A 23,369-nucleotide genomic window follows, 5' to 3' on the forward strand; every position below is an offset into this window, starting at 1 on the left:
AAGTGTACGAATACTGACTACCACTGCGCTATCTGCAACTTGTACAGAATTCATTCTGTTAGCGGATAGCTAAGGTTTAGCCCATTCTGAATTCTGACTCCTGAATTCTGTTTTGATAAATTTTAGATATGCAAACTAGATATGATTTAGCTTATGGTGATCGTAAATTGATGATTGTGCTGATTTTGCGACTCGAATCGGGATTGCAATTATAAACTCTGCACCCTGTCCTGGTGATGAAATACATTGCGAAGATCCACCATGCTTGTCAGTAATTATCTGGTAGCTGATCGATAAGCCCATACCAGTCCCCTTACCAACTGCTTTTGTGGTGAAAAAAGGGTCAAATAAACGCGACTGGATTTCTTGTGGAATTCCTGCTCCGTTATCAGCAATCCGAATGATTACATTTTCATTTATCTGCTCACAAGAAATGCGAATCAGAGGATTTAGACAAAGTTCCTTTTGGAAAGCATCTTCTAAAGCATCGATTGCATTTGCTAAGAGGTTCATAAATACCTGATTTAGTTGCCCTGCAAAACACTGGATTTGAGGCATTTCAGCATATTGTGTCACTACTTGAATTTCCGGGCGATTATTTTGTGCCTTTAGACGATGTTGCAAAATTAATAGGGTACTGTCGATTCCTTCATGGAGATCGGCAGTTTTGAACTCAGCTTCATCCAAACGAGAGAAAATTCGGAGACTAAGAACAATTTCTCGGATGCGTTTAGCCCCCATCTTCATCGAGGTTAACATCTTAGGCAAATCTTCTGTTAGATACTCAATATCTGCTTCTTCGTTAGCATTTTTAATTTCTGGCTCTGGGTTAGGATAATAATTTTGATAAAGCTTAATTAATAGCAGCAATTGTTGAGTGTAATCATCAATGTGTTGGAGATTACCGTAGATAAAATTAACCGGATTGTTAATTTCATGGGCAACTCCTGCCACTAGCTGACCCAGACTCGACATTTTTTCTGATTGAATTAATTGGATTTGGGTTTTTTTCAGGTCTTTTAAAGCTTGCTGAAGTTCGGCTTCTGCCAATTTTCGCTCGGTAATTTCGTCTCGTAATTGTTCGTTAGCATTGATCAATTCATTTCTGGAAGATTGCAGATCGTCTGCCATTTTGTTGAATGAGGTAGCTAACTCGCCAATCTCATCGTGGGAGCGAATACTAACTCTGGTATTCAGCTTACCTTCAGCCAGATTCATTACAGCTTGTTGGAGTTGTTTAATTGGTTTGGAAATGGTTATAGAAAGTAGATAACCGGCTATTAAGGCAAATATGCTACATCCCAAACTGATGACCGATGTCACGAGAATGTTTTTATGGGCTGTTGCTAGTGCTGCTTGATAAAGCGGTGTATATTCTAAAATTACTGCACCAATTGTTTCATGTTTGCTAGTCTTAAAAACAACAGCAATTAATTGAATTCCATTTGGGTATTCAGGACTAGTTTCAATATATGTTCTTGTTATACCATCTTGAATAGTTTTACCAACTTCATTATTGCGATCACGATCTAATCGTGTAGCGATATCTTCCGTAACTACATCTGCCAGAATGATTTTATGGGGGTCTACAATTTCCAAATCGCGCTGACGTTGTTTGTGTAGCGATTCAACATGCTTTTGCAGATGGGCTAGCATCTCATTTTGCGATCGCATTTTATGGTCTTCAAGCTCATGACTTACGAAATATCCCAGTAGTCCAGCAACTTCTTCTGCCTCTTGTTGAGCAAGATACTTAGCTATCTCTAATTGTTGATGGGCACTAATCGCACCAATAATTCCTGAGAGAGTAGCTATTCCTAGAATACCCGAAATTAATTTTTGACTAATTTTCATTCCTTGCTCAAAACCTCAATTGCCACCTACTGTGCTGATTTAGTTTTAGGGACTTTGCCCCTTTCCTAAAATTCCCATTTTTCCGGCTGAAAGCCACATATTTAGCAGATATGAGCAAAATTTTTAATTTCGCAAGAGAGCCAGAAGGCAGTCCCTGTTTCATCGGGACTGGGGATTGGAGATTGGTATTTTTACTCATTACTCATTACTCAGCACTTAGAAATACTACCCGACCCCATTTTTTCAGTAGATTAGCAATAGATTATCTCAAGGGCACTTTATGACTTCTTTTGAAACTTCAGTTGAAGATTTGGTACTAGTTGCTGGTGCTACTGGTGGCGTAGGGCAACTGGTGGTAGGCAAGTTACTAGAGAAAGGCTTGAAAGTTCGTGTCTTGACACGCAATACCGTAAAAGCTGAAGAGATGTTTAACCAGAGAGTGGAAATTGCTGTTGGTGACATTCGCCAGCCAGCGACACTGCCAGCTGCAACCCAAAATGTTACCCACATCATAAATTGTACTGGAACTACCGCCTTTCCCTCTGCGCGCTGGGAGTTTGACCAACCCCCGAACTTGATTGAATGGGGAATCACTTTCCTTAACCCCAAATCTAGTGAAGCAAAAGCAAAGAATAGTCCGGCAAAGGTCGATGCCCAAGGTGTTAGAAATCTAGTGGCAGCAGCACCCCGGAATTTGAAACGATTCGTTTTCGTTTCTTCTTGTGGAATTCTCCGTAAAAATCAGTTTCCTTTTAGTATTCTTAATGCCTTTGGTGTCTTGGATGCCAAACAAAAAGGTGAGGAGTCCATTATTAATTCAGGATTGCCCTACACCATTATCCGCCCAGGACGCTTGATAGACGGGCCCTATACCTCATACGACCTCAATACCCTTCTGAAGGCAAAAACAGGAGGTAAATACGGTGTAGTCGTAGGTACTGGCGATACACTTTCAGGTGATACTAGCCGGATTGACGTAGCCAGCGCTTCTGTAGAATCCCTTTTTCAGCCAAGTAGTTCTAGGAAAATTTTTGAAATAATCAACCAAGGACAAAGACCGTCTGTTATTGACTGGGAAACTCTATTCTCTAAGCTGGAGTGAGTAATGCCTAATTCTGGGTTGACCATCTCACCGAAGAGGCATAGGGGAAGGGAGCAGGGAGCAGGGGGAGCAAGCCCTTCCCCTCTGCGCCAAGCATTGCGGAGCATAAGTACGTTCGCGGAGCGTCTCGTAGAGAAGAGAAGCCCTTCCAGGGCGCTTGAACTGGGGCGGAATACAAGTCTTCTCCCTTGCTCCCTGCCCCCTGCGCCCTGCTTCTTTTGAGCCAGGTCTTTCCGTTTCAGTTACCCTGAAGTTAGTTGTCCAACTAGTATTGACTTTCCCATAGATAGAATAGATGACTCAACAAACTTCTAGAATTTGTATCCTTGGCGGGGGCTTTGGTGGTCTATACACAGCCCTGCGCTTAAGTCAATTACCTTGGGAATCTACGCAAAAGCCCGAAATTGTTTTGGTAGATCAAAGCGATCGCTTCCTATTCTCTCCTTTACTTTACGAATTACTCACTGGCGAACTGCAAACTTGGGAAATTGCCCCACCCTTTGAAGAACTTTTACAAGGCACTGGTATACGTTTCTATCAAGGGGTTGTATCTGGTATTGACATCGACCAGCAACGGGTAAATATCCAAGAAGGGCCAGAAATCCCTTACGACCGATTAGTACTGGCGCTAGGAGGTGAGACACCGTTAGATTTAGTACCTGGTGCAGCAGCCTACGCCTATACATTCCGCACAATCTCTGATGCCTATCGTTTAGAAGAACGCCTGCGATTTTTAGAAGAATCGGATGCTGATAAAATTCGGGTAGCGATCGTTGGGGCTGGCTACAGTGGTGTAGAGTTAGCCTGTAAGTTAGCTGACAGACTAGGCGAAAGGGGACGCTTTCGGATCGTTGAAATCGCTGACCAAATCTTACGAACTTCCCCAGAGTTTAATCGGGAAGCAGCAAAGAAAGCAATAGAAGCCCGTGGTGTGTTTCTTGATTTAGAAACTAAAGTCGAATCTATAGAGCAAAATTCCATTTCCCTAGAGTACAAAAACCAGTTAGATACGATTCCCGTAGATTTGGTAATTTGGACAGTAGGAACTAGGGTTGCGCCCGTAGTCAAATCTCTTTCCCTCAAGCAAAATCAGCGTGGTCAAATCAGCACTACATCCAATCTGCAAGTTATCGATCATCCAGAAATCTTTGCCTTGGGAGATTTAGCAGACTGTCATGATACTGAAGGACAGCAAGTCCCCGCTACCGCACAAGCGGCTTTCCAACAAGCTGATTATACTGCTTGGAACATCTGGGCAAGTCTGACTAATCGCCCTCTTCTTCCCTTCCATTACCAACAGTTAGGAGAAATGATGGCACTAGGAATAGACAATGCTACTCTCACTGGTTTAGGAATTAAACTAGATGGGCCATTGGCATACGTCGCCCGCCGTGCTGCTTATTTATACAGGCTACCAACTTTAGACCATCAGCTTAAAGTTGGTTTTAATTGGCTAGTCCGTCCGATCATAGAAACACTTTCTCGCTAACTTAAGGTTGGGCATTGGGCATTGCTGAAAAACCAAGACATCTATGATGATTTGTTTTATTTCCGTCAACCTATTTAGTAGATGTTAGACTCTACCCACAGAAACTTTCTAACAAGCCAAAATCTAAAATTCAACACTGATGGAACAACCGAAAGTTATTTTTTTAGATGCTGTGGGTACACTCTTTGATGTCAAAGGTAGTGTGGGTGAAGTCTATAGTCAGATAGCCCAAGAATTTGGCGTTATAGTTTCAGCCAAAACATTAAATACAGCCTTCATCCAAAGCTTTAAAGCATCGCCGCCGCCGATATTTCCAGATGCGGAACTGCAAGATATTCCCCAGCGCGAGTTTGATTGGTGGCGGATAATTGCCTTGAATACTTTTGAAAATGCAGGTGTTCTCAAGGAATTTTCTGACTTTTCGGCTTTTTTTAGCGAACTTTACATCCACTTTGGCACTGGCGAACCGTGGTTTGTCTATCCTGATGTCTTACCTGCTTTAATCAACTGGCGGCGCTTGGGAGTTAGCTTGGGGGTGCTATCCAATTTTGATTCTCGGATTTATTCAGTATTGCAAAGTTTGGGATTGAGAGAGTTTTTTACCTCCGTCACCATTTCTACCCAGGTACGTGCAGCTAAACCCGATCCTCAAATTTTTGCGATCGCTTTAGATAAACATAAATGTTCCCCAGAAGCCGCATGGCATATTGGCGATAGCATTGTAGAAGACTATCATGCAGCGAAAGCCGCTGGATTGAGAGGCGTTTGGATCAACCGGGGAAAATGAGAGTTGATCGACAGTGAAAACTGTGCAATCTCAACTGTAATACACGAAAACATAAACTACTTAGTTAGCGATCGCAGCAGAGTTAATTGACCAGATGCGAGATTATTTGCCGTTGTAGACGGTGGGCAGTAATGTATTATTAGCTCAAAAAAGGTATGCCAGCCCTCTAATTATCGTTAAATGCTGAAGCAAACTTTTCCTTCCCCTGAGGCACTCCGACGGTTCCCTTTTGGTCTGGCTGATATTGCCCTCATTCTTGGCACATTAGTACTGCTGGCGTTGATTGCGCGTGTTGGTGCTGGAACATTAGTGAGCTTTGTACCACCAGATGTAGTACCAGGTATTAGTCTTGACCCGCGTAATTTACCCTATTACGCTGGGCGCTCAACCCTGCGAATGTTTATTGCCCTGTTTTACTCAACGCTGTTCACTTTAATTTATGGTTACATTGCTGCTAAAAGCCGCCGTGCTGAAAGAGTTCTGATTCCCCTACTCGATATCTTGCAGTCGGTTCCAGTACTAGGCTTTTTGTCCATTACGGTTACAGGTTTTATTGCCCTGTTTCCCGGAAGCCTATTAGGACTAGAGGCAGCATCGATTTTTGCGATTTTCACCAGCCAAGTCTGGAACATGACCTTTTCGTTCTACCACTCACTGCGAACACTACCACCAGAACTAGATGAGGCCGTCAGGCTCTATCGGTTGTCGGGATGGCAGCGGTTCACCAAACTGGAATTTCCGACGGCCATGATTGGGCTGCTGTGGAATGCAATGATGAGTTTTGGAGGTGGCTGGTTTTTTGTCGCAGCGAGTGAAGCAATCAGCGTACTCAATCAGCAATACACTCTACCAGGAATTGGCTCTTATGTAGCCGCCGCAGTTGCCGCCAAGAATTTATCTGCCTTGGGTTGGGCGCTATTGACGATCGCGATCGTAATTATCCTAGTAAATCAACTATTTTGGCGACCATTAGTCGCTTGGGCAGATAAGTTCCGTCTGGAACAGAGTGCCGCAGCCCAAGCCCCCGAATCCTGGGTTTACGATCTGCTCAAAGCAGCCCGAATTCCGCGTCTACTGGGGCGGGTGTTAGCTCCTTTGGGTGAAGCTATCAATCGTATTCTCTCATTGCTAACGCCACCGCAAACTCGCCGTACTGTAAAGACTGGTGGGCAAGAAATAGGCGATCGCCTCTACAACTCGATCCTATTGGTAGTAATTGGTGGGTTGTTGGTTGTCGGGCTGCACTTCATTTTCACAACAGTGGGACTAAGTGAAGTCATCAAAACCTTTGGGCTAGGATTACTCACTCTGTTGCGTGTGCTGGTATTGCTGGTATTTTCAACTCTAGTTTGGACACCCGTTGGAGTAGCCATTGGGTTTAATCCCCGACTAGCAACTTTGTTGCAGCCTGTGGTGCAATTCCTGGCTTCATTTCCAGCAAACTTTATCTTTCCCTTCGCTACCCTCTTCTTTATCCGTTCCCATATCAGCATTGATTGGGGTAGTATTCTGTTGATGTCCCTGGGCGCACAGTGGTATATCCTCTTCAACTCCATTGCTGGAGCGATGAGCGTCCCAACGGATTTGCGCGAGATGGCAACCAGCCTCGGTTTGCGTGGTTGGCTGCTGTGGCGCAAGTTAATCATTCCCGGCATCTTCTCCGCCTGGGTAACAGGTGGCGTCACTGCTACCGGTGGCGCATGGAACGCCAGTATTGTCTCTGAGGTTGTCGCTTGGGGTTCAACTACCCTGACTGCTAACGGATTGGGAGCATATATTGCTCACGCCACCGGAGCAGGTGACTGGCCTCGGATTACCCTGGGGATTGGAATGATGAGCCTATTCGTTGTTGGCCTGAACAGAGTTTTTTGGCGACGATTGTATGAGTTAGCAGAAACCAAATACCATCTCTAAACCATCGTTCGCTAGAGGAGCAAGGATGACTTCTACCCAAGTTACTAATAACGTATTAATCTCTGTCGAACAAGTCAATAAGAGTTTTCCACTACCAGAGGGCAAAGGGGAATTTAAGGTTCTCCGCAACATTAATCTGACGGTAGCTGCGGGTGAAGTAGTAGCATTACTGGGGCGCAGTGGCAGCGGCAAAAGTACCTTACTACGGATTATGGCCGGCTTGATTCCAGCAAGTGAAGGTAGGGTAATCAGCAATGGTAAACGCCTGCAAGGTGCTAACCCTGGTGTCGCAATGGTATTTCAAAGCTTTGCACTGCTGCCCTGGCTGACAGTACAAGAAAACGTCGAGTTAGGGCTAGATGCCCAAGGTATTGGTCGAGATGAGCGACGACAACGAGCGCTAAAAGCTATTGACTTAGTGGGTTTGGATGGTTTTGAAAGTGCCTATCCTAAAGAGTTATCGGGGGGAATGAGACAGCGGGTTGGCTTTGCTAGGGCATTTGTACTAGAGCCACAAGTACTATTTATGGATGAGCCATTCAGCGCCCTCGATGTATTGACGGCTGAGAACCTGCGGGGGGAAATTGATGATTTATGGAATGCTGGCACATTTCCATCCAAAAGTATTTTGATTGTCACCCACAACATTGAAGAAGCGCTGTTTTTGGCAGATCGGGTAATTATCTTGGGATCAAATCCGGGGCATATTCGCGGTGAGGTGGTGATTGATATGCCGCGGCCTCACGATCGCACCAGTATCCGCTTCAAATCACTGATAGATTATATCTACACGGTGATGACTAACCCAGATGTGGAAGTAACTGGGGCAGTTGCAACAACCACATCAACTATTATAGAAGTATCGCGATCGCCTGCTGCAATCCAAGAATCGCCCTATGCAAAGCCCTTGCCTCATGTCAGAGTCGGCGGTATTAGCGGTCTGTTGGAGTTAATTGTCGATCAACCAGAGGGCAAAGATGATATTCCCCGTTTGGCAGAACGAATCCGGCTAACCGTTGACGATCTCCTACCGATGCTTGATGCAACCGTGATGCTAGGCTTTGCTGAGGTTGCCCAAGGAGATGTTTTTCTCACCAAAATTGGACAAGATTTCGCAACTACAACTATTCTTCGCAGTAAAGACCTATTCCGGCAGCAAGTGTTATCAAATGTGCCAGTCGTCGTTAGCATGGTGCAGACATTGCGGGAAAAACGGAATCGCTCAATGCGAGCGGATTTCTTTATCGATTTACTTAATGAATATTATCCCCATGAAGAAGCCGAGCGGCAATTTGCCACAGCCGTAGATTGGGGGCGTTATGCCGAATTGTTTGAGTATGATGCTAGTGAAGATAGATTGTACTGCCAGAACTAGCAGCAACGCCAAGTAGTGAATCTGAGTCGATGGAATGACCGGAGGCAGATTGTCTCCGGCATAGTTACTGAATCTCTATTTTAGCTCCACTAATTCAGTGAACTAGTGGGCTATAGTTAATAACCATTCACTAGCAACCGTTGATAAATATGTGGGTGGGAAAATTTATTTTTTGGAAATATTTAGTATTTTCAAAAGCGATCGCTCCATAACTTCGCTGACAAATTTATTGCCTTGCAAGTTGAGGTGAATATGATCGTGAAACAAACCTTGCGGGTTGGTAGTTGAATTGAAAGCTGGTAAAAAGTCTATATAGTTAATTTGCTGTGCTTTGGTAAAATCGCTCAAGCGCTGACGTGCTTTAATTTCGTAATCGCGGGGGCCCGGTTCACCAATTTCTCGTAGTAAGGGAGTCATGACAAGAAGAAATTGGCTGTTGCTTTGGCGAGTCAAGGCTTGAATTTTAGCGATCGCCTCTAGATTAATTCCCACGCGATCGCCTGGTTCATTTTGCACGGCTTGTAGTTCGGGAATTGACTTTTGTTTAAGGATATAACGCTGCCAAACTTCTGCTAACGCCAGAGGCGGTTTCCGATCTGGATAGTTGCGATCGCGTCCTACTGGTAAAGAAGTCGGAAGAGTAGCAAACAAATCATCTGTATTAATTAATAACACCACTGCTTGCGCGTTGAAATTGCCAAATTTCTCTAAATAAGCTAATTCGTTCCTTGGCCCCCAAGAGTTAGCTGAAGCATTTAACACTTCTACTTCCTGGTAATTACTATTAGTGGATGATACTAGAGAACGCATTATCAAACTAGATATTGTATTCGTCTGATCTGTCCACCAGCCACCATTAGCGATAGAATCACCTAATAGTAGAATTCGCAACCCAGAAGGTGCAGGTATCTTTTTGATCGGACTACCTCGCATAGAATATTCATTAATTTCAATGCGATTACCAAAACGGCGGGTACGTTGATTAGGAGCTAATAAATAACCAATCTGCTCATCACCAATATAAATTAGGGGATTACCAAAACCGAAGAGCGATCGCAGTCCGATCTCAACTACCACAAACAATCCCACAACCACCGCCGAAATTACGATCAGTGCTATTTTCACCTACTCATACCCTCTTATACCAAGTTGCTCTTCAATGATACTGGGGGATTGGGGATTGAAAAGAGGCAAGGAAGCGGGGTGCGGGGTGCAAGGGGGATGAAGAAAAATCTCCTCTTATTCCCAATTTCCTCTTCTCCCTGCTCCCTGCCCCCTGCTCCCAATGCCCATTCCTAAATTCTTAGAGTGAATTTAACATCATCAGCAAAGAGAAAGACTACAATCAAAACGGACAAATGTTTCATGCTCCAAAAACAGAGGATTACAAAGCTATGTCCGATTTAAATCGAGGAATTATGAAATTTGAGGGTGCAGATTCCCCAAAAGTAGTCACTATATCTACCGTGTTGCTTCTGGGATCGATCGCTGCTCTCATCGTCTGGGCGCTGCAAGCGGCCTATGCGCTAAACTAAAACCATTAGTAGTTTAGAAGGACACTTGTCTTAAACGGTTTCCGTCTTAGCCAAGTGTCCATTTAGGAACTAGTAATTGAAGAAGAATACAGAATACAGAATCCAGAATCCAGAATGCTTTTCTTTGGGGGATTCAAACCCCTAGCTGATTGTAGACCTCTAAATCTATAATTTGGATTGTTTTTTAAGTAAGTCGGCACAATAAAACCAAACTGTGTAAAGAGAAGTAAACAAGGCTCAAACTCTCTTTCCTCCTGCTCCCTGCTCCCTACCTTATCCCAACGATAATTATTTACGCCGACCTACTTAACTCTTGTGTTCATGCCCTAGCCATCATTCTGAATTCTGACTCCTGACTCCTGAATTCTTTCTATAAAAAGCCCCCTAATAACCATCAAAAATTTCAGTAAAACTTTAGATTTGAGGTTTTAGATGGAAAATTTAAATCTAAAATCCAAAATCCAGAATGTTTGAACCTTGGGGTGTCTTAGTTATTGTAATTATCTGCCCCCTCTTGGGCGGATTACCCCTGATTGAATGGATTACTTACGCCCTCAAGCGGAAGCGATTATCACAAGTTGGTACAAGAAATATTAGTGTATCGGCTGCATTTTATCATGGTGGTAAATTTGTCGGCATTTTGGCAGTCTTGTCAGAAGCTTTTAAAGGAGTTGCGGCAGTTTTACTCACCCGCGCTTTCTTTCCTGATGGATCGTCTTGGGAATTGGTTGCCCTGATTGCTCTAGTAATTGGTAGATACTGGATTGGTAGAGGGGCAGGTACGACAAATGTTGTCTGGGGATTTGTCGTACACGATCCACTAGTGGCAATGTTTGTGTCTTTCTTTGCAGGTATTAGTTTTACAATTCTGCAATCAAGAAAGGTAGTCAAATTCGGAGTTTTGCTTCTTTTCCCTCTGTTTGTGGCAATTCTGCACTTTAACGATATTCCCAGAATACTTGTTGCTGTTGCCTTAGCGGGTTTAATGGGCTGGATTTATCGCAAAATTCCTGATGATATGAACCTGCCAGCCCAAGAGGCACAAACAGAATCGCAAGCAATGTTGGAATTTTTACGCGGCGACCGCACAACGGTTTCTTTAGACGAAGAGTTGGATGCTGCCATTGTCGGAGAAAAGGCGGCGACGTTATCGCAAATCAAGCGCTGGGGCTATCCAGTACCGAAAGGGTGGGTACTCGCGCCAATCGATAATCCCGAACTGTTGACATTTCTCCAGCCATCAGAATTATCTCCCTTAGTAGTGCGTTCCTCTGCGATTGGAGAAGATTCTGAACGCGCTTCTGCTGCTGGACAATATCAAACAGTTTTAAATGTTATCAGTGTAGAGGGATTGCAACAAGCGATCGCTCAAGTCCAAGCTTCCTACAATCATCCCTCTGCTATCCAATATCGGCGCGATCGCGGCTCAAATGATACAGCAATGGCTGTGTTGATTCAACAACAAGTCCAGAGTGTCTTTTCTGGTGTTGCTTTCAGCCGCGATCCCATTACCCAGCAAGGTGATGCAATTATCATTGAAGCCCTTCCAGGCAGCGCGACGCAAGTTGTTTCGGGAAAAGTCACACCAGAACAATATCGCGCTTTTGTTATTGAAACAGAAAATTCTTACTCTGTACAATTAGAGGGTCAAGGACGAGTCCCACAAGCATTAATCAAACAAGTTGCATACTTAGCCTACCGACTGGAAAAACGTTATCATGGCACTCCCCAAGATATTGAGTGGAGTTATGATGGTCAAACGCTTTGGGTATTGCAATCTCGACCAATCACTACTCTGCTGCCCATCTGGACACGCAAAATCGCCGCCGAAGTGATTCCTGGAGTCATTCACCCCTTAACATGGTCGATTAATCGTCCCTTAACTTGTGGAGTTTGGGGAGAATTTTTTACTTTAGTTTTGGGCGATGCCTTCGGCAACGGCAAAGCCGAACGCGCCTTGGGGTTAGATTTCACCGAGACAGCAAGTCTGCATTACTCCAGAGCCTATTTTAATGCCTCCCTCTTAGGAGATATTTTTCTCCGTATGGGATTGCCACCGGAAAGTCTGGAATTTTTAACCAGAGGAGCTAAATTAAGTAAACCATCCTTGCAGTCAACCTGGAAAAATTTGCCAGGACTAGGGAAGTTACTGAAGCGGGAATTAAGTTTAGAAAAGGACTTCAAGGAGGATTATTATAAACTGTTTATTCCTGGATTGTCGCAGCTGGCACAGGAAAACGTCGATAATTTGGATGGTTCCAAGCTGTTAGCAAGAATTGACTTTATTCTGGAGTTGCTGCACCGAGGAACATATTACAGCATTTTAGCTCCCTTGAGTGCTGCTCTGAGACAGGCGATTTTCCGGGTGAAAGATAGCCAAATGGATTATAGCGTCACACCAGAGATTGCAGCATTAAGAACACTCAGTGCGATCGCAACCGATGCCAAGCAGATATTGCCTGAGTTTGAGCCACAGCAGGTATTTGAGCAATTGAAGCAAACCCCAGAGGGTGAAAAAATCCTCCAAGAATTTAACGAATTACTTCAGGATTACGGTTACCTAAGTGAAGTTGGAACCGATATCTCCGTTCCTACTTGGCGGGAGAATCCCCAGATGATTCAGCAGATGTTTGTGCAGTTAATGCAGGGGAACGAACCACAAGCAGGCGCTAAAGATGCAATTAATAGTATCTTTGCCAGTAAGCGCAAACGTGGATTTGTCCAGCGGCGTGTAGATATTAAAGGACGAGTCACCGAAGTTTATTCGCGGCTTTTAGCTGAATTGCGTTGGAGTTTTCTGGCTTTAGAGAAAATTTGGTTAGAGTCTGGTTTACTCAGAAAAACAGGCGATATCTTTTTTCTAGAGTTTGATGAAGTGCGGCGTTTAGTTTTAGGTGAAGATTCCAACTTAGATGAGTTAGTGGAATTTAGGCGATCGCAATTTCTGCAAGATAGTGAGATTATTCAAGTACCTCTTTTAGTCTACGGCAATACACCTCCTCACCCCTTAGCGCCCTCTGAGGTTTACTCTGACCAAATTTTACAAGGTATTGGAGCCAGTCATGGGCAAGCTGAAGGGAGAGTAAAGGTGTTGCGAAATTTACAAGACGTGCCGGAGATTAATCGGGATACAATTCTAGTAGTACCTTACACAGATTCCGGCTGGGCACCATTGTTATTAAGGGCTGGCGGATTAATTGCCGAAGCTGGTGGAAGACTTTCTCATGGTGCGATCGTTGCTCGTGAGTATGGAATTCCCGCAGTGATGGATGTTCACGGTGCTACATGGCTTCTGCAAGATGGGCAACGAGTCAGGATTGATGGGTCTAGGGGTATTGTGGAATTATCTAATGATTTAAGACCCGAATGATTACCACTTCCCTCCAAGATTTGCCTGAAGAGTCTGTTTCTCACAATGCCGCAATCAAGAAAAAGGTGATGCTACGCTTCGGCGATTTACCTCACCTCACAAACTTTTCTCAAGCACGTTTTGCTCCTGGACAAACCGCACCAGCACACGCGCACCAAGATATGTGTGAAGTATTCTTTGTGGAAGCCGGTTCGGGAGTAATTCACATTGATGCTAAAGAATACCCCCTGCTTCCGGGAAACTGCGTAGCGATAGAACCAGGAGAAGTACACGAAGTTGTCAATAGTGGCTCAACTGAGCTTGTTTTGACATACTTTGGTTTGCGAGTCGAAAAATCAAGCTAATCATCAAGTAACTTGGTTTAAGGTACTTTCAGAAAATAAATTATCCAATTTGCTCAGATAATATTTTTCTTTCTCCCCCTGCTCCCTGCTCCCTGCCTACACAGCGATAGGATATTTTTTTAGTTAGAAGTCCCTAATATACCAAAGGTGTTGCACCGCGCATTTGACGTAAAGAATTTATACAAGCAGCACAGTCGCAACCAAATAAGTTGATTGCCATATCGCTTTCTTGGTCATTGAATTGTAGCATCGGAGCATCTTCTTGAGAAAACTCTATTTCTGGCTGATATTTAGGAATTTGAGCCAATACAGAAGCCCTGGCACACACTAAACCAACTTTATGTTTATTGCGTATACAAGATAAACGGTCTGTGGTTTTGGCTTCTGATTGTGGCTCCATAGCTTGTGCTGGATTGAGCATCACTCCCATAGAGAGAATAGAGCTAATCAGTACAGGAGAAGAAAGCAAACTCAAGATGAATTTGTTCATTAGTTTCTTTAGAAAATAGTTGCGAGCGCTCAGACTATTCGATTAAATCCTACGCGTCAGTAAACATCAAGGGAGTAGTAAACATACATTTCTGAAGGAGCTTTAATGCGTAAATACACGTATTAAACTAAATGATAATTACCTTATATGAGCGAAATATTACTGTGATTTTGAAGGTATATATATTATATTGATGGCTCATTTCAGAAAATATACGGTAACAATAACCGAAGCGATCGCGGTACTTTAAGTTCAATAAATCTTATATTATCGGGTTAAAAAACTCAGAACGTATGACAGGTAAAGGATGTAGAAGCCCCAGCCGCTAATCGAGTCTAGCCTATGGCTACTACGGGAAAACTCTGACGGACAGCTTTTAGGTATTATCTCGTTCCCAGTCTCCGATTAAGAATGCATTCTCTATTCCCTTTCATCCCAATGACAGGATGCTTAACCCACAAGAGGTCTAATTTATTTCTTGTCAGTCCTTTAGGCTAAAAACCTCTTGCTTCGCACTTCAGGCTTTGGTGAAGACTTGTGCAATGTATAGGTTTTGATGATGGAATTTTTAAGTAATTTTTTCTCTACTAGCCACTTTATTCCCCACGGTCATTGCTACCTCTGGAAACCAGAATTAATATGGCTGCACCTGGTTTCGGATGTGTTAACTGGACTTGCTTATTATTCAATTCCATTAATGTTGATCTATTTTGCCCGTAAACGGCGAGATATGCCTTTTGGATGGATATTCCTAATGTTTGGCATATTCATCGTTGCTTGTGGTACAACCCATTTAATGGATGTATGGACGCTTTGGTATCCTACTTATTGGCTATCAGGTTTACTCAAAGCTATCACCGCTTTTATCTCCGTATTGACGGCTATAGAACTTGTGCTATTAATGCCCCAGTTATTAGCTCTACCGAGTCCTGCCCAACTAGAGGCTGCAAATTGCCAACTAGCAAAAGAAATTGCTGAACGTATACGCACTGAAGAGGTATTGAGAGAAAGTCAACAACGCTGGCAATTAGCTTTACGCGGCAATAATGATGGAATTTGGGACTGGAATGTTAAAACCAATGAAGTTTTTTTCTCACCTCGCTGGAAAGAAATGCTTGGTTACGAAGAACACGATATTTCTAACCATTTAGATGAATGGGTAACACGAGTGCATCCAGATGATGTTGAATGGGTGACACAAGCAGTTCAAGAGCATTTTGCTCAAAAAAAGTCATTTTATGTTGCCGAGTATCGAATCAAATGTAAAAACAACGCTTATAAATGGATTTTAGATCGGGGACAAGCGCTGTGGGATGAAGATGGTAACGTACTACGGATGACAGGTACACAAAAAGATATCACTGAGCGGAAACAAGCAGAGGAGGCACTAAGCAGCCTGCTGGAGCAACTAGAAAGCAAGGTTGAGGAACGGACAGCAGAGTTAACTAGGATTAACGAATCACTACAGGCAGAAATTACAGAGCGCCAGCGAATAGAACAAGCATTGCGAGAGAGCGAACAGCGATTTCGTGCTACATTCCATCAAGCTGCTGTTGGTATCGCCCATGTAGCAATAGATGGAAGCTGGTTGTTAGTTAACCAGAAGCTTTGTAATATTCTCGGTTACACACCCGAAGAACTACAGTTGCTAACTTTCCAAGATATTACTCACTTTGACGATCTGAACACCGATCTAGAATATGTTGACCAGATTTTAGCAGATAACATTCAAACTTATTCCACTGAAAAGCGGTATTTCCGCAAAGATAATTCCATCATTTGGGTTAATGTCACTGTGTCTTTAATGCGTGAACTTTCTGGAGAGCCAAAGTATTTTATTTCTGTGATTAAAGACATTAGCGAACGGCTACAGTGGGAGCAGCAAATTCAAGCATCATTGTTAGAGAAAGAGGTGTTATTAAAAGAAATTTACCATCGTGTCAAAAATAATTTACAGGTTATTTCCAGTTTACTAAACTTGCAATCTGCTCATATTAAAGACGAACACGATTTGGTAATATTCCGGCAAAGCCAGCAACGGATCGAATCAATGGCTCTAGTTCACGAAAAATTGTATCAATCTCAAGACCTAGCAAAGATTAATTTTGGTGAATATATTCGAGATTTGGTAACAAGTTTATTTGCTGCTTATGAAGTCAATGAAGATGCGATCGCTCTCATAATAAATATCGACGATCGCGTATTTCTCGGCTTGGATACAGCAATTACTTGCAGCTTAATTATTCATGAGCTTGTATCCAACTCCTTAAAATATGCATTTCCCATAGGTAGAAATGGTACAATTTCTATCAACCTTAAAAAAGACCATAAAAATCAGGTTACACTTGTAGTTAGTGATGATGGAATTGGTTTAGCATCAAACTTTAATTTCAAAAATCTAGCCTCTTTAGGTTGGTTGTTAGTAGATGCTTTAAGCAATCAAATCTCAGGAAATATCAATATCCAAGGTGCTATGGGAGTGGAGTGTCATCTGACATTTACATTAATATAAAAAACTAAAATATGACAAACGGAAATATTCAAGTAGAAAGTGGCAATGGATGGACAATATTTACCCTCACCTTAACTGATTTATAGTACTCAAAAAATCCAAAATTGTTGGGTAAGGGTGGGGATATGAGATAATTAAAGCAAATTATTAAATCCCGAAAAATGTCATCAACAATATCTTCCACACCTCAAGGTTTTAGTGCATTTATTACTAATTTGGGAATCCGAGATACAACAGATGATTTTGTATTTATTAAATCATCAGTTCCTTGTGTTGCTGATGGAGTCTTCACTCAAAGTCTTTTTGCTGGCCCAAGTGTTACTCTTAGCCGCGATAACTTAAAAGATTCACAAGCACAAGCAATTGTTGTTATATCTAAGAATGCAAATGTCGCTAATGGTGCTGCTGGCATCGCTGATGCTCAAGAAGTTCTACAATTAGTTGCAACTGAAACTGGAATTGCTGCACATAATATTGCGATCGCTTCTACAGGTGTAATTGGCAGACGTTACCCAATTGAAAAAATCAGAACAGGTTTATTAGGATTGGGAAAAAAATTAACTGATGCTGATTTTCATGCCGCAGCCCGTGGTATTATGACCACCGATACAGTACCAAAACTAGTTACACGGCAAATAGGAAACGTCAAGCTGGTAGGAATTGCCAAAGGTGTCGGCATGATTGAGCCGAATATGGCTACCCTCCTAACTTTCTTTTTTACTGATGCGGCAATTTCTGCAAATAGCCTTCGTTCTATTTTTCGCTCTACTATAGATAAAACCTTTAACTGTCTGAGTGTAGACACTGACACTTCTACTAGTGACTCTGCCGTGATTCTAGCTAACGGTTTAGCTGGTGAAGTTTCAGAATCAGATTTTACCATTGCATTGCAAGAAGTTGCACAAGAACTAGTACTGAAAATTGCACGAGATGCAGAAGGTGCTACTAAAGTTATTGAGGTAACTGTCGATTCGGCGATTAACTATGCACAAGCTAAAAAAGTAGCTAAAGCAATTGTGAATTCACCATTAGTAAAAACCGCCGTCTATGGAGCAGATCCGAATTGGGGAAGAGTTGCTATGGCTATAGGCAAATGTGAAGACGAACAGGAGATAAATCCAGAACTAGTGGTTATCAGTTTTGATAATGTGAAAGTTTATCCTAATAGCTTAACTAATGAAAATCTGGAACAGTTGCGGCAAATTATGTCAAAAGATCAAGTAAAGATTCATGTTAGTCTCAATATTGGCGTTGGCGAAGCCTCTGCAACTGTATGGGGTTGCGATCTTTCAGAAGGCTATATAGAAATTAATGGCAAATATTCGACTTGATTAAGTCGGTAAGGAATAAGAATTAAATAACATACAATTTATTCCACGTTCTTAAGTGTGAACAATTAAAGGTTTGTAGTAAAAGCTTTAACTCTTAAAATAGTACTCAAGAAAGCCTTTACTACAAACCTAGCGAGCAGTAAAAAAACTTTGGCGTTAGCTAAACATCGGGTTTGGTGCTTTATTTTACGAGCAATTATACGGAGATTGATATTAGTCCTGATGAAGAGATGGATAAGTGGTGTCGGTACATCAATAGTTAAAAGTAAATTCTCACTCACCAATTACTCTATCAAAAAAGTTGACACAGGTAATCAACATGTATTATAGTGTAATACATAAAGAATGAGTTAAATTAAAAAGACTTCATAGCCAGTACAGTACGGTGGAAATAAAATTGTCATTTGTACGTAATTACTTGAGATTGCATTGAAAAAGAATTCTGTTCGATAAAAAATTTTCCAAATATTCTACTTAACACAAAATAACTCGATTAACGCTGCATAACTAATAAATATGGATTTCGATTATTTTAGAAGCAATGAAGGTACTCCTACAAATAATACCAGGCAAAGCTTGCTAGCTTGTGGTTGGCGGCCATTTAACCGAGAATTAGACTGGGGGTTTTTGTGGCAACTATTGCACAGTGACTCACGCGAATTAAGTCAAAAAAGTTTGAATTTAGTGAGTAATGTCACTGAGATTTTAGGAAGAAATAATTATGCTTGGTGGGCTAATTTATTAAGTATTGTATCTGATAATACCCGCTACGAAGTTGAAAAGTTTTGGAATTACATCACGCCAGATCCCGAATCACCAGATCATCGCTACAAAGATGTTTTGAGTACCGAAACACCCATTGTTCAATTTGTAAATCGTAGTAGTATTCCTATTGATTATGTTCTTAACCGACTACAAGAAATTACTGTACTGCGAGTTTTAGGTGTTTTGGGTAATCCCGACATTATTACTCAGTATTATTCAGAAAGAGATTTTTATTTACCTATAGATAAATTTGTAACCTGGGAACGCTTAGACGTTATCAATACTGTTTATGCTTATTGGTCTAAATATGATATTTGGTTGCAAATTGATCCCTACGATCGCGGGCGACGACAATATACTTTAATGGCGAGAAATCTCGCACCACTCATTAACAAAGCGACTTACGACTTAGCGGTGATGCTGAGTGGATATCAAAGTCGTGTAGGCAAAGTTCATAGTCAATTTGCGATTCGGACATTTCCCGCAGATATCCAAAACTTTACTGATTCTGTACAGCAAGCGATTCTGAATCAAAACCAGTTAGCGGTTGTTGTGCATGGGGAGCCGGGTACTGGTAAAACAGTCTGGACACAGGCAGTAGCAAAAGAAATTCTTGTACCTTTGGGGTATGTAATTTTTATTCTAGATCATGATGCGATCGCTAACTTTGTCCCACCGACTTACATAGAGCGTATTTGTATAGTAATTAACGAAGCTGATAATCTGGCGCAAAATCGTGCTTCGGAAGTAGCCCAATACAATAATAAAACCGAACACATTCTCAGTTTGCTAGACGGCACTTTATATCAGAGTGTAATTGATGATTCTGGTATTCAAATGCAGCAACGGTTAGTTATCTTGATGACTTGCAACACTACTGAACGATTAGATCCAGCTATGTTACGTAAGGGTAGGGTGGATTTGATATATGAGTTTACGCAACTATTTGTATGAGAAGGCAGGAGGACTGAGTAATGAGTAATGAGTAATGAGTGCTGAGTAAAAATACTAGTCCCCAGTCCCCAGTCATTTTCATTCAAGGCTGTGAAACTTGTTTCATCAGGACTGCCTTTGTTGATAACAATTACAAATTACGCCCAGCGGCAACTTGGTATAGTGATTGGATCGTTAGTCCATCACTGGGATATTCAACTACAGCAAAATTACATGTTACCTGAAAGCGATCGCCATCGAAGGCTGTAAATATTTGCTGGCGGAGGGTAGTTAAAATGTCGTTAAGGCGATCGCTGATTTCTGTTTTGGTTAACCCAGAAACTCCCATGACAAATTCACCATTACCCCAATAACCTAGCACTTCACCACTGCAAAATCCCAATTGAAATAAACGACTCCATCTTTGTAATACCTGGTTTCCAGCCTGATGACCATATTTAATATTAGTTTGCCGAAAATCAGTCACGCTTAAGATCGCCAAGCAAACAGATTGCTGATTTTTCTCGGCTTGAGCAATTAGATGCTGCAAGTCGCGATTAGACTGAAACTGATTTGCTAGTCCGGTTAAAGAATCTTTGCTAGAAAGAGACTGTAGTAAACGGCTGCGTTCTAAGCGATGGGTAATGCGTGTCAACAATTCTGCCCCAACAACAGGTTTAACCACATAATCATCGGCCCCAACAGCAAACACTTGCTGCACAGTTTCCATCTCTCGGTGAGCAGTCAGAAACACAATTGGTAATTCCTGCCATCGGGGATCGGTACGAACTGCTTGGCAAAGTTCGATACCAGTTACATGAGGCATTTCTACATCCAAAATCAACAAATCTGGTGCAGTAGATTGCAGTATTTCCCAGAAACGTAGCGGATTCTCTAATCCGGTCATTCGTATACCCCAAGGTTCTAACATTGGGCGCAGTGTTGCTAAAATTAGTGGGTCGTCATCTACTGCTAGTATATTTAGCCGTAAAGAACGAGTACGTTGTAATAGTTGAGACGAAACATCCCAAACCTGAGCAGCTGTTACAGGCTTAACTAGAAAACCCCGCGCCCCGTACTGAGCGAAAGTTACCCGTTCTACTAACTCATCAGTGGCAGCCAGCACGAGAACGGGTACGGGTGGGGTACGTGTTGCTAAGTCCGAAAGTAATGCCAAGCTTTCTTTGCGCCACCCGGCATCATCGACATTTAAGACTACTAAATCGGGTGATGTGGTTTGTAGAAAGTTTTTTGCTTCTTCTAAGTTGGAGATTTGCTGCCAGCCCTCAACCAGTTGTTGCAGCTGATCGCCTAGTTGCGGATTAGGGTCAACTAATATCAATCGAGTACTAATTTCGGTTGCGATCGCACTCGAAATCTGATTATCTGCATTTTGCCCCATCAGATTGATTAAGGTACCCAAATCTTCAATCAACGACAGCAATTGCCGCTTTTCACCTGCGGAGAAATCACCATCTTTACCTAAAATTTGTTCAATCTTCCGCGCTATTTGAGTGCCATTGTCTTGCTCAAACATTCCCAAGACACCAGCTAGTTTGTGCGCCTCTCGTTCTGCCGATTGCCGCAATTCTTTAGTCAGCGTTTTACTTGATAATGCTGCTGCTAATTCTTGCAATACCGTCAATCGCTGCACCATCAAGCCCTGATATTGCTGCCACAAACCGCCCATCGCTTGCTTAAACTGCTGTTCAACATCACGATTAGGGATTTGAGATTTTTCTTTTTCCCCCTGCTCTCTGCGCCCTGCTCCCTCTACTATTCCAGGATTCAGCCGATATCCCAAACCATAAACATTTTCAATCCAGTCTACTGCTCCAGCAGCTTTCAACTTTTGTCGTAAGTATTTAATGTGTGATTTTACAGTCTCCTCTTGGGGTGGATCGTCAAAAGTCCACAGGTGTTCAATGATATCCCCCCGACTAAAAACACGCGATGGATTCCGTAGAAATAGCTCTAGCAAGCTGTATTCTTTGGCTGTTAATTCTAACAATTTGTTGTTATATTTAACCTCGCAACTACTGGGGTCTAGTCGTAGTGCGCCTACTTCCAGTATTGGGGTACGGGGGCGATCGCCCCGACGGATTAGTGCCCGTATCCGTGCTTGCAGTTCTTCCAAATCTAAAGGTTTAATCAGATAATCGTCTGCACCTGCATCGAGTCCCTGAATGCGCTCTCTATTACCATCTTTCGCCGTCATCAGCAAAATGGGAGTGAAACAACCACCAGAACGCAATCGCTGACACAATGTAATACCGTCCAGTTTCGGAAGTCCAACATCTATTAGGAGCAAGTCGTAGTTAGTACTTTGCGTGTATTCCCAACCCATTTGTCCGTCTTGTACTACATCAACAACATAGTGTTGTTTAGTAAGCGACTTCAACAAGACACTTGCTAAAACCTCTTCATCTTCGATTAGCAAGATTCTCATCTCACCCGTCCAAAATATAATTTGCTACTTCACCCAAAAAAATAGTACAGTAGGTGGTTATTTTTCTACAAGAAAAAGATATCAGAAGTTAGCTGGTTCCAGGAATTGTGTAAAGTTGTGTAAAATAATTCCCTTAACCTAATGTTAAAACCCTTCATCCAAAGGAAGGTTTTGAACCCTAAACTTTCAGTTACCCTGAAGTTGATATATAAAAGAGCAATTTTCAAATGACCATTTACTTTTATAAGGTTTGGCAGCCTTATGGCTGTTTTTCTAACTTTTCTCCCCACAGAATCCACATCGAGGGTACTTATTGGTCAACGGTTGAGCATTACTATCAAGCACAAAAGTTTGTCGGCAGCACAGATGCAGCAATTATACCCCTCATCCATGCCGCTACCACCCCAGAAGAAGCTGCCATTTTGGGAAGATGTAGCACTCGCCAACTCCGTCAAGACTGGAATTTGGTCAAAACTCAAATTATGCGAGAAGCTGTACTCAAAAAGTTTCTTACTCATACTGATATTAGAGAAGTTCTCTTGAAAACAGGTGATGAGATTTTGGTGGAAAACTCCCCAACCGATTCTTTTTGGGGCTGTGGTGCTAATCAAGCCGGTCAAAACTATCTCGGTAAAACTCTCATGAGTGTGCGTGAAGAAATTCGTAATTTACTATCTTTAACGGTAATTTACGAATAGTTTAATCAAAATAGTTACATTCAATATAAAGTCAGCAATTAAACGGGGAATATAGAAATTCCCCAGTCAAAAATATTTGAAAAAGTTACCACTAATTTAGTAAGTGATTTGAAAAAATCTTAATTAATTGAATTCATGGGCAAAAATGATCAAAAATATTTTTAATTTCACTAAATTATTTAGGCACTAATTTAAGTGAAATTACTGGAATAGTTTAATGGGTGAGAATATAAAATTAATAAGTGTCAATGATTAAACATTTTCTGAACTTTAGATTTGAGATGATACTTAAAAGTCTTTAATGATACAGCGTTTTGATATCTCTTTAAATCCACTTGTATAAGGGCTACAGGGATCAAGCAAAATATCTGATGCTTTTCAAATATCCTCTGATCCATTTCCAAAAGTATCTACAATAAAT

16 protein-coding genes are annotated in these 23,369 nt (G+C 42.1%); 12 read left to right on the forward strand and 4 right to left on the reverse strand.

Annotated features, from left to right (window positions below; all coding sequences use genetic code 11):
• Positions 1-135: 135 nt before the first annotated feature.
• The gene (locus HWQ39_RS27535; protein WP_292852412.1) at positions 136-1,854 is read right to left on the reverse strand and encodes an ATP-binding protein; all 1,719 of its coding nucleotides are present in this window, start codon (positions 1,852-1,854) and stop codon (positions 136-138) included.
• 280 nt (positions 1,855-2,134) lie between these two features.
• Between HWQ39_RS27535 and HWQ39_RS27540 the strand changes: the two genes are divergently transcribed.
• From HWQ39_RS27540 to HWQ39_RS27560, 5 genes are all read left to right on the forward strand, one after another.
• A complete protein-coding gene (locus tag HWQ39_RS27540; RefSeq protein ID WP_292852415.1) occupies positions 2,135-2,956 on the forward strand; it encodes an SDR family oxidoreductase in 822 nt (273 codons plus the stop codon).
• Between the two features lie 295 nt (positions 2,957-3,251).
• The gene (locus HWQ39_RS27545; RefSeq protein ID WP_292852418.1) at positions 3,252-4,445 is read left to right on the forward strand and encodes an NAD(P)/FAD-dependent oxidoreductase; all 1,194 of its coding nucleotides are present in this window, start codon (positions 3,252-3,254) and stop codon (positions 4,443-4,445) included.
• Positions 4,446-4,584: 139 nt separating this feature from the next.
• A complete protein-coding gene (locus HWQ39_RS27550) occupies positions 4,585-5,232 on the forward strand; it encodes an HAD family hydrolase (protein ID WP_292852421.1) in 648 nt (215 codons plus the stop codon).
• Between the two features lie 180 nt (positions 5,233-5,412).
• The gene (locus HWQ39_RS27555; RefSeq protein ID WP_292852424.1) at positions 5,413-7,146 is read left to right on the forward strand and encodes an ABC transporter permease subunit; all 1,734 of its coding nucleotides are present in this window, start codon (positions 5,413-5,415) and stop codon (positions 7,144-7,146) included.
• A gap of 25 nt (positions 7,147-7,171) precedes the next feature.
• Positions 7,172-8,521 (forward strand): nitrate/sulfonate/bicarbonate ABC transporter ATP-binding protein, encoded by a 1,350-nt coding sequence (locus HWQ39_RS27560; protein ID WP_292852427.1) that lies wholly within the window; start codon positions 7,172-7,174, stop codon positions 8,519-8,521.
• Positions 8,522-8,686: 165 nt separating this feature from the next.
• Here the strand turns inward: HWQ39_RS27560 and HWQ39_RS27565 are convergent, their stop codons facing one another.
• On the reverse strand, positions 8,687-9,646 hold the full coding sequence (locus tag HWQ39_RS27565) for an SGNH/GDSL hydrolase family protein (RefSeq protein ID WP_292852430.1): 960 nt from the start codon (positions 9,644-9,646) through the stop codon (positions 8,687-8,689).
• Between the two features lie 233 nt (positions 9,647-9,879).
• On the opposite strand from HWQ39_RS27565, the gene HWQ39_RS27570 reads away from it, so the two are divergent.
• The 3 genes from HWQ39_RS27570 to HWQ39_RS27580 all read left to right on the forward strand — a co-directional run bounded on the left by HWQ39_RS27570 (position 9,880) and on the right by HWQ39_RS27580 (position 13,770).
• Positions 9,880-10,056, forward strand: a complete 177-nt coding sequence (locus HWQ39_RS27570) for a hypothetical protein (protein ID WP_292852652.1) — start codon at positions 9,880-9,882, stop codon at positions 10,054-10,056.
• Between the two features lie 466 nt (positions 10,057-10,522).
• Entirely contained in the window at positions 10,523-13,426 is a 2,904-nt protein-coding gene (locus HWQ39_RS27575) for a glycerol-3-phosphate acyltransferase (protein ID WP_292852433.1), read from the forward strand.
• Positions 13,423-13,770 (forward strand): cupin domain-containing protein, encoded by a 348-nt coding sequence (locus tag HWQ39_RS27580; RefSeq protein ID WP_292852436.1) that lies wholly within the window; start codon positions 13,423-13,425, stop codon positions 13,768-13,770. Before HWQ39_RS27575 ends, HWQ39_RS27580 begins: the two co-directional genes overlap by 4 nt.
• A 133-nt stretch (positions 13,771-13,903) precedes the next feature.
• Here the strand turns inward: HWQ39_RS27580 and HWQ39_RS27585 are convergent, their stop codons facing one another.
• Positions 13,904-14,260: a hypothetical protein gene (locus HWQ39_RS27585; protein ID WP_292852439.1), complete on the reverse strand. Its 357-nt coding sequence runs from the start codon at positions 14,258-14,260 to the stop codon at positions 13,904-13,906.
• 556 nt (positions 14,261-14,816) lie between these two features.
• Between HWQ39_RS27585 and HWQ39_RS27590 the strand changes: the two genes are divergently transcribed.
• The 3 genes from HWQ39_RS27590 (at position 14,817) to HWQ39_RS27600 (ending at position 19,822) form a co-directional block, all read left to right on the forward strand.
• On the forward strand, positions 14,817-16,772 hold the full coding sequence (locus tag HWQ39_RS27590) for a PAS domain S-box protein (RefSeq protein ID WP_292852442.1): 1,956 nt from the start codon (positions 14,817-14,819) through the stop codon (positions 16,770-16,772).
• Positions 16,773-16,933: 161 nt separating this feature from the next.
• Positions 16,934-18,103, forward strand: a complete 1,170-nt coding sequence (argJ, locus tag HWQ39_RS27595) for a bifunctional glutamate N-acetyltransferase/amino-acid acetyltransferase ArgJ (protein ID WP_292852445.1) — start codon at positions 16,934-16,936, stop codon at positions 18,101-18,103.
• Positions 18,104-18,619: 516 nt separating this feature from the next.
• The gene (locus HWQ39_RS27600; protein ID WP_292852448.1) at positions 18,620-19,822 is read left to right on the forward strand and encodes an AAA family ATPase; all 1,203 of its coding nucleotides are present in this window, start codon (positions 18,620-18,622) and stop codon (positions 19,820-19,822) included.
• A gap of 130 nt (positions 19,823-19,952) precedes the next feature.
• On the opposite strand, the gene HWQ39_RS27605 is transcribed toward HWQ39_RS27600, so the two are convergent.
• Entirely contained in the window at positions 19,953-22,250 is a 2,298-nt protein-coding gene (locus HWQ39_RS27605) for a response regulator (RefSeq protein ID WP_292852451.1), read from the reverse strand.
• A 227-nt stretch (positions 22,251-22,477) separates the two neighbouring features.
• On the opposite strand from HWQ39_RS27605, the gene HWQ39_RS27610 reads away from it, so the two are divergent.
• Entirely contained in the window at positions 22,478-22,948 is a 471-nt protein-coding gene (locus HWQ39_RS27610; protein ID WP_292852454.1) for an NADAR domain-containing protein, read from the forward strand.
• Positions 22,949-23,369: the final 421 nt, after the last annotated feature.

The sequence above is a fragment of the Nostoc sp. NMS8 genome, assembly GCF_017115045.1.
Taxonomy (GTDB): Bacteria; Cyanobacteriota; Cyanobacteriia; order Cyanobacteriales; family Nostocaceae; genus Nostoc.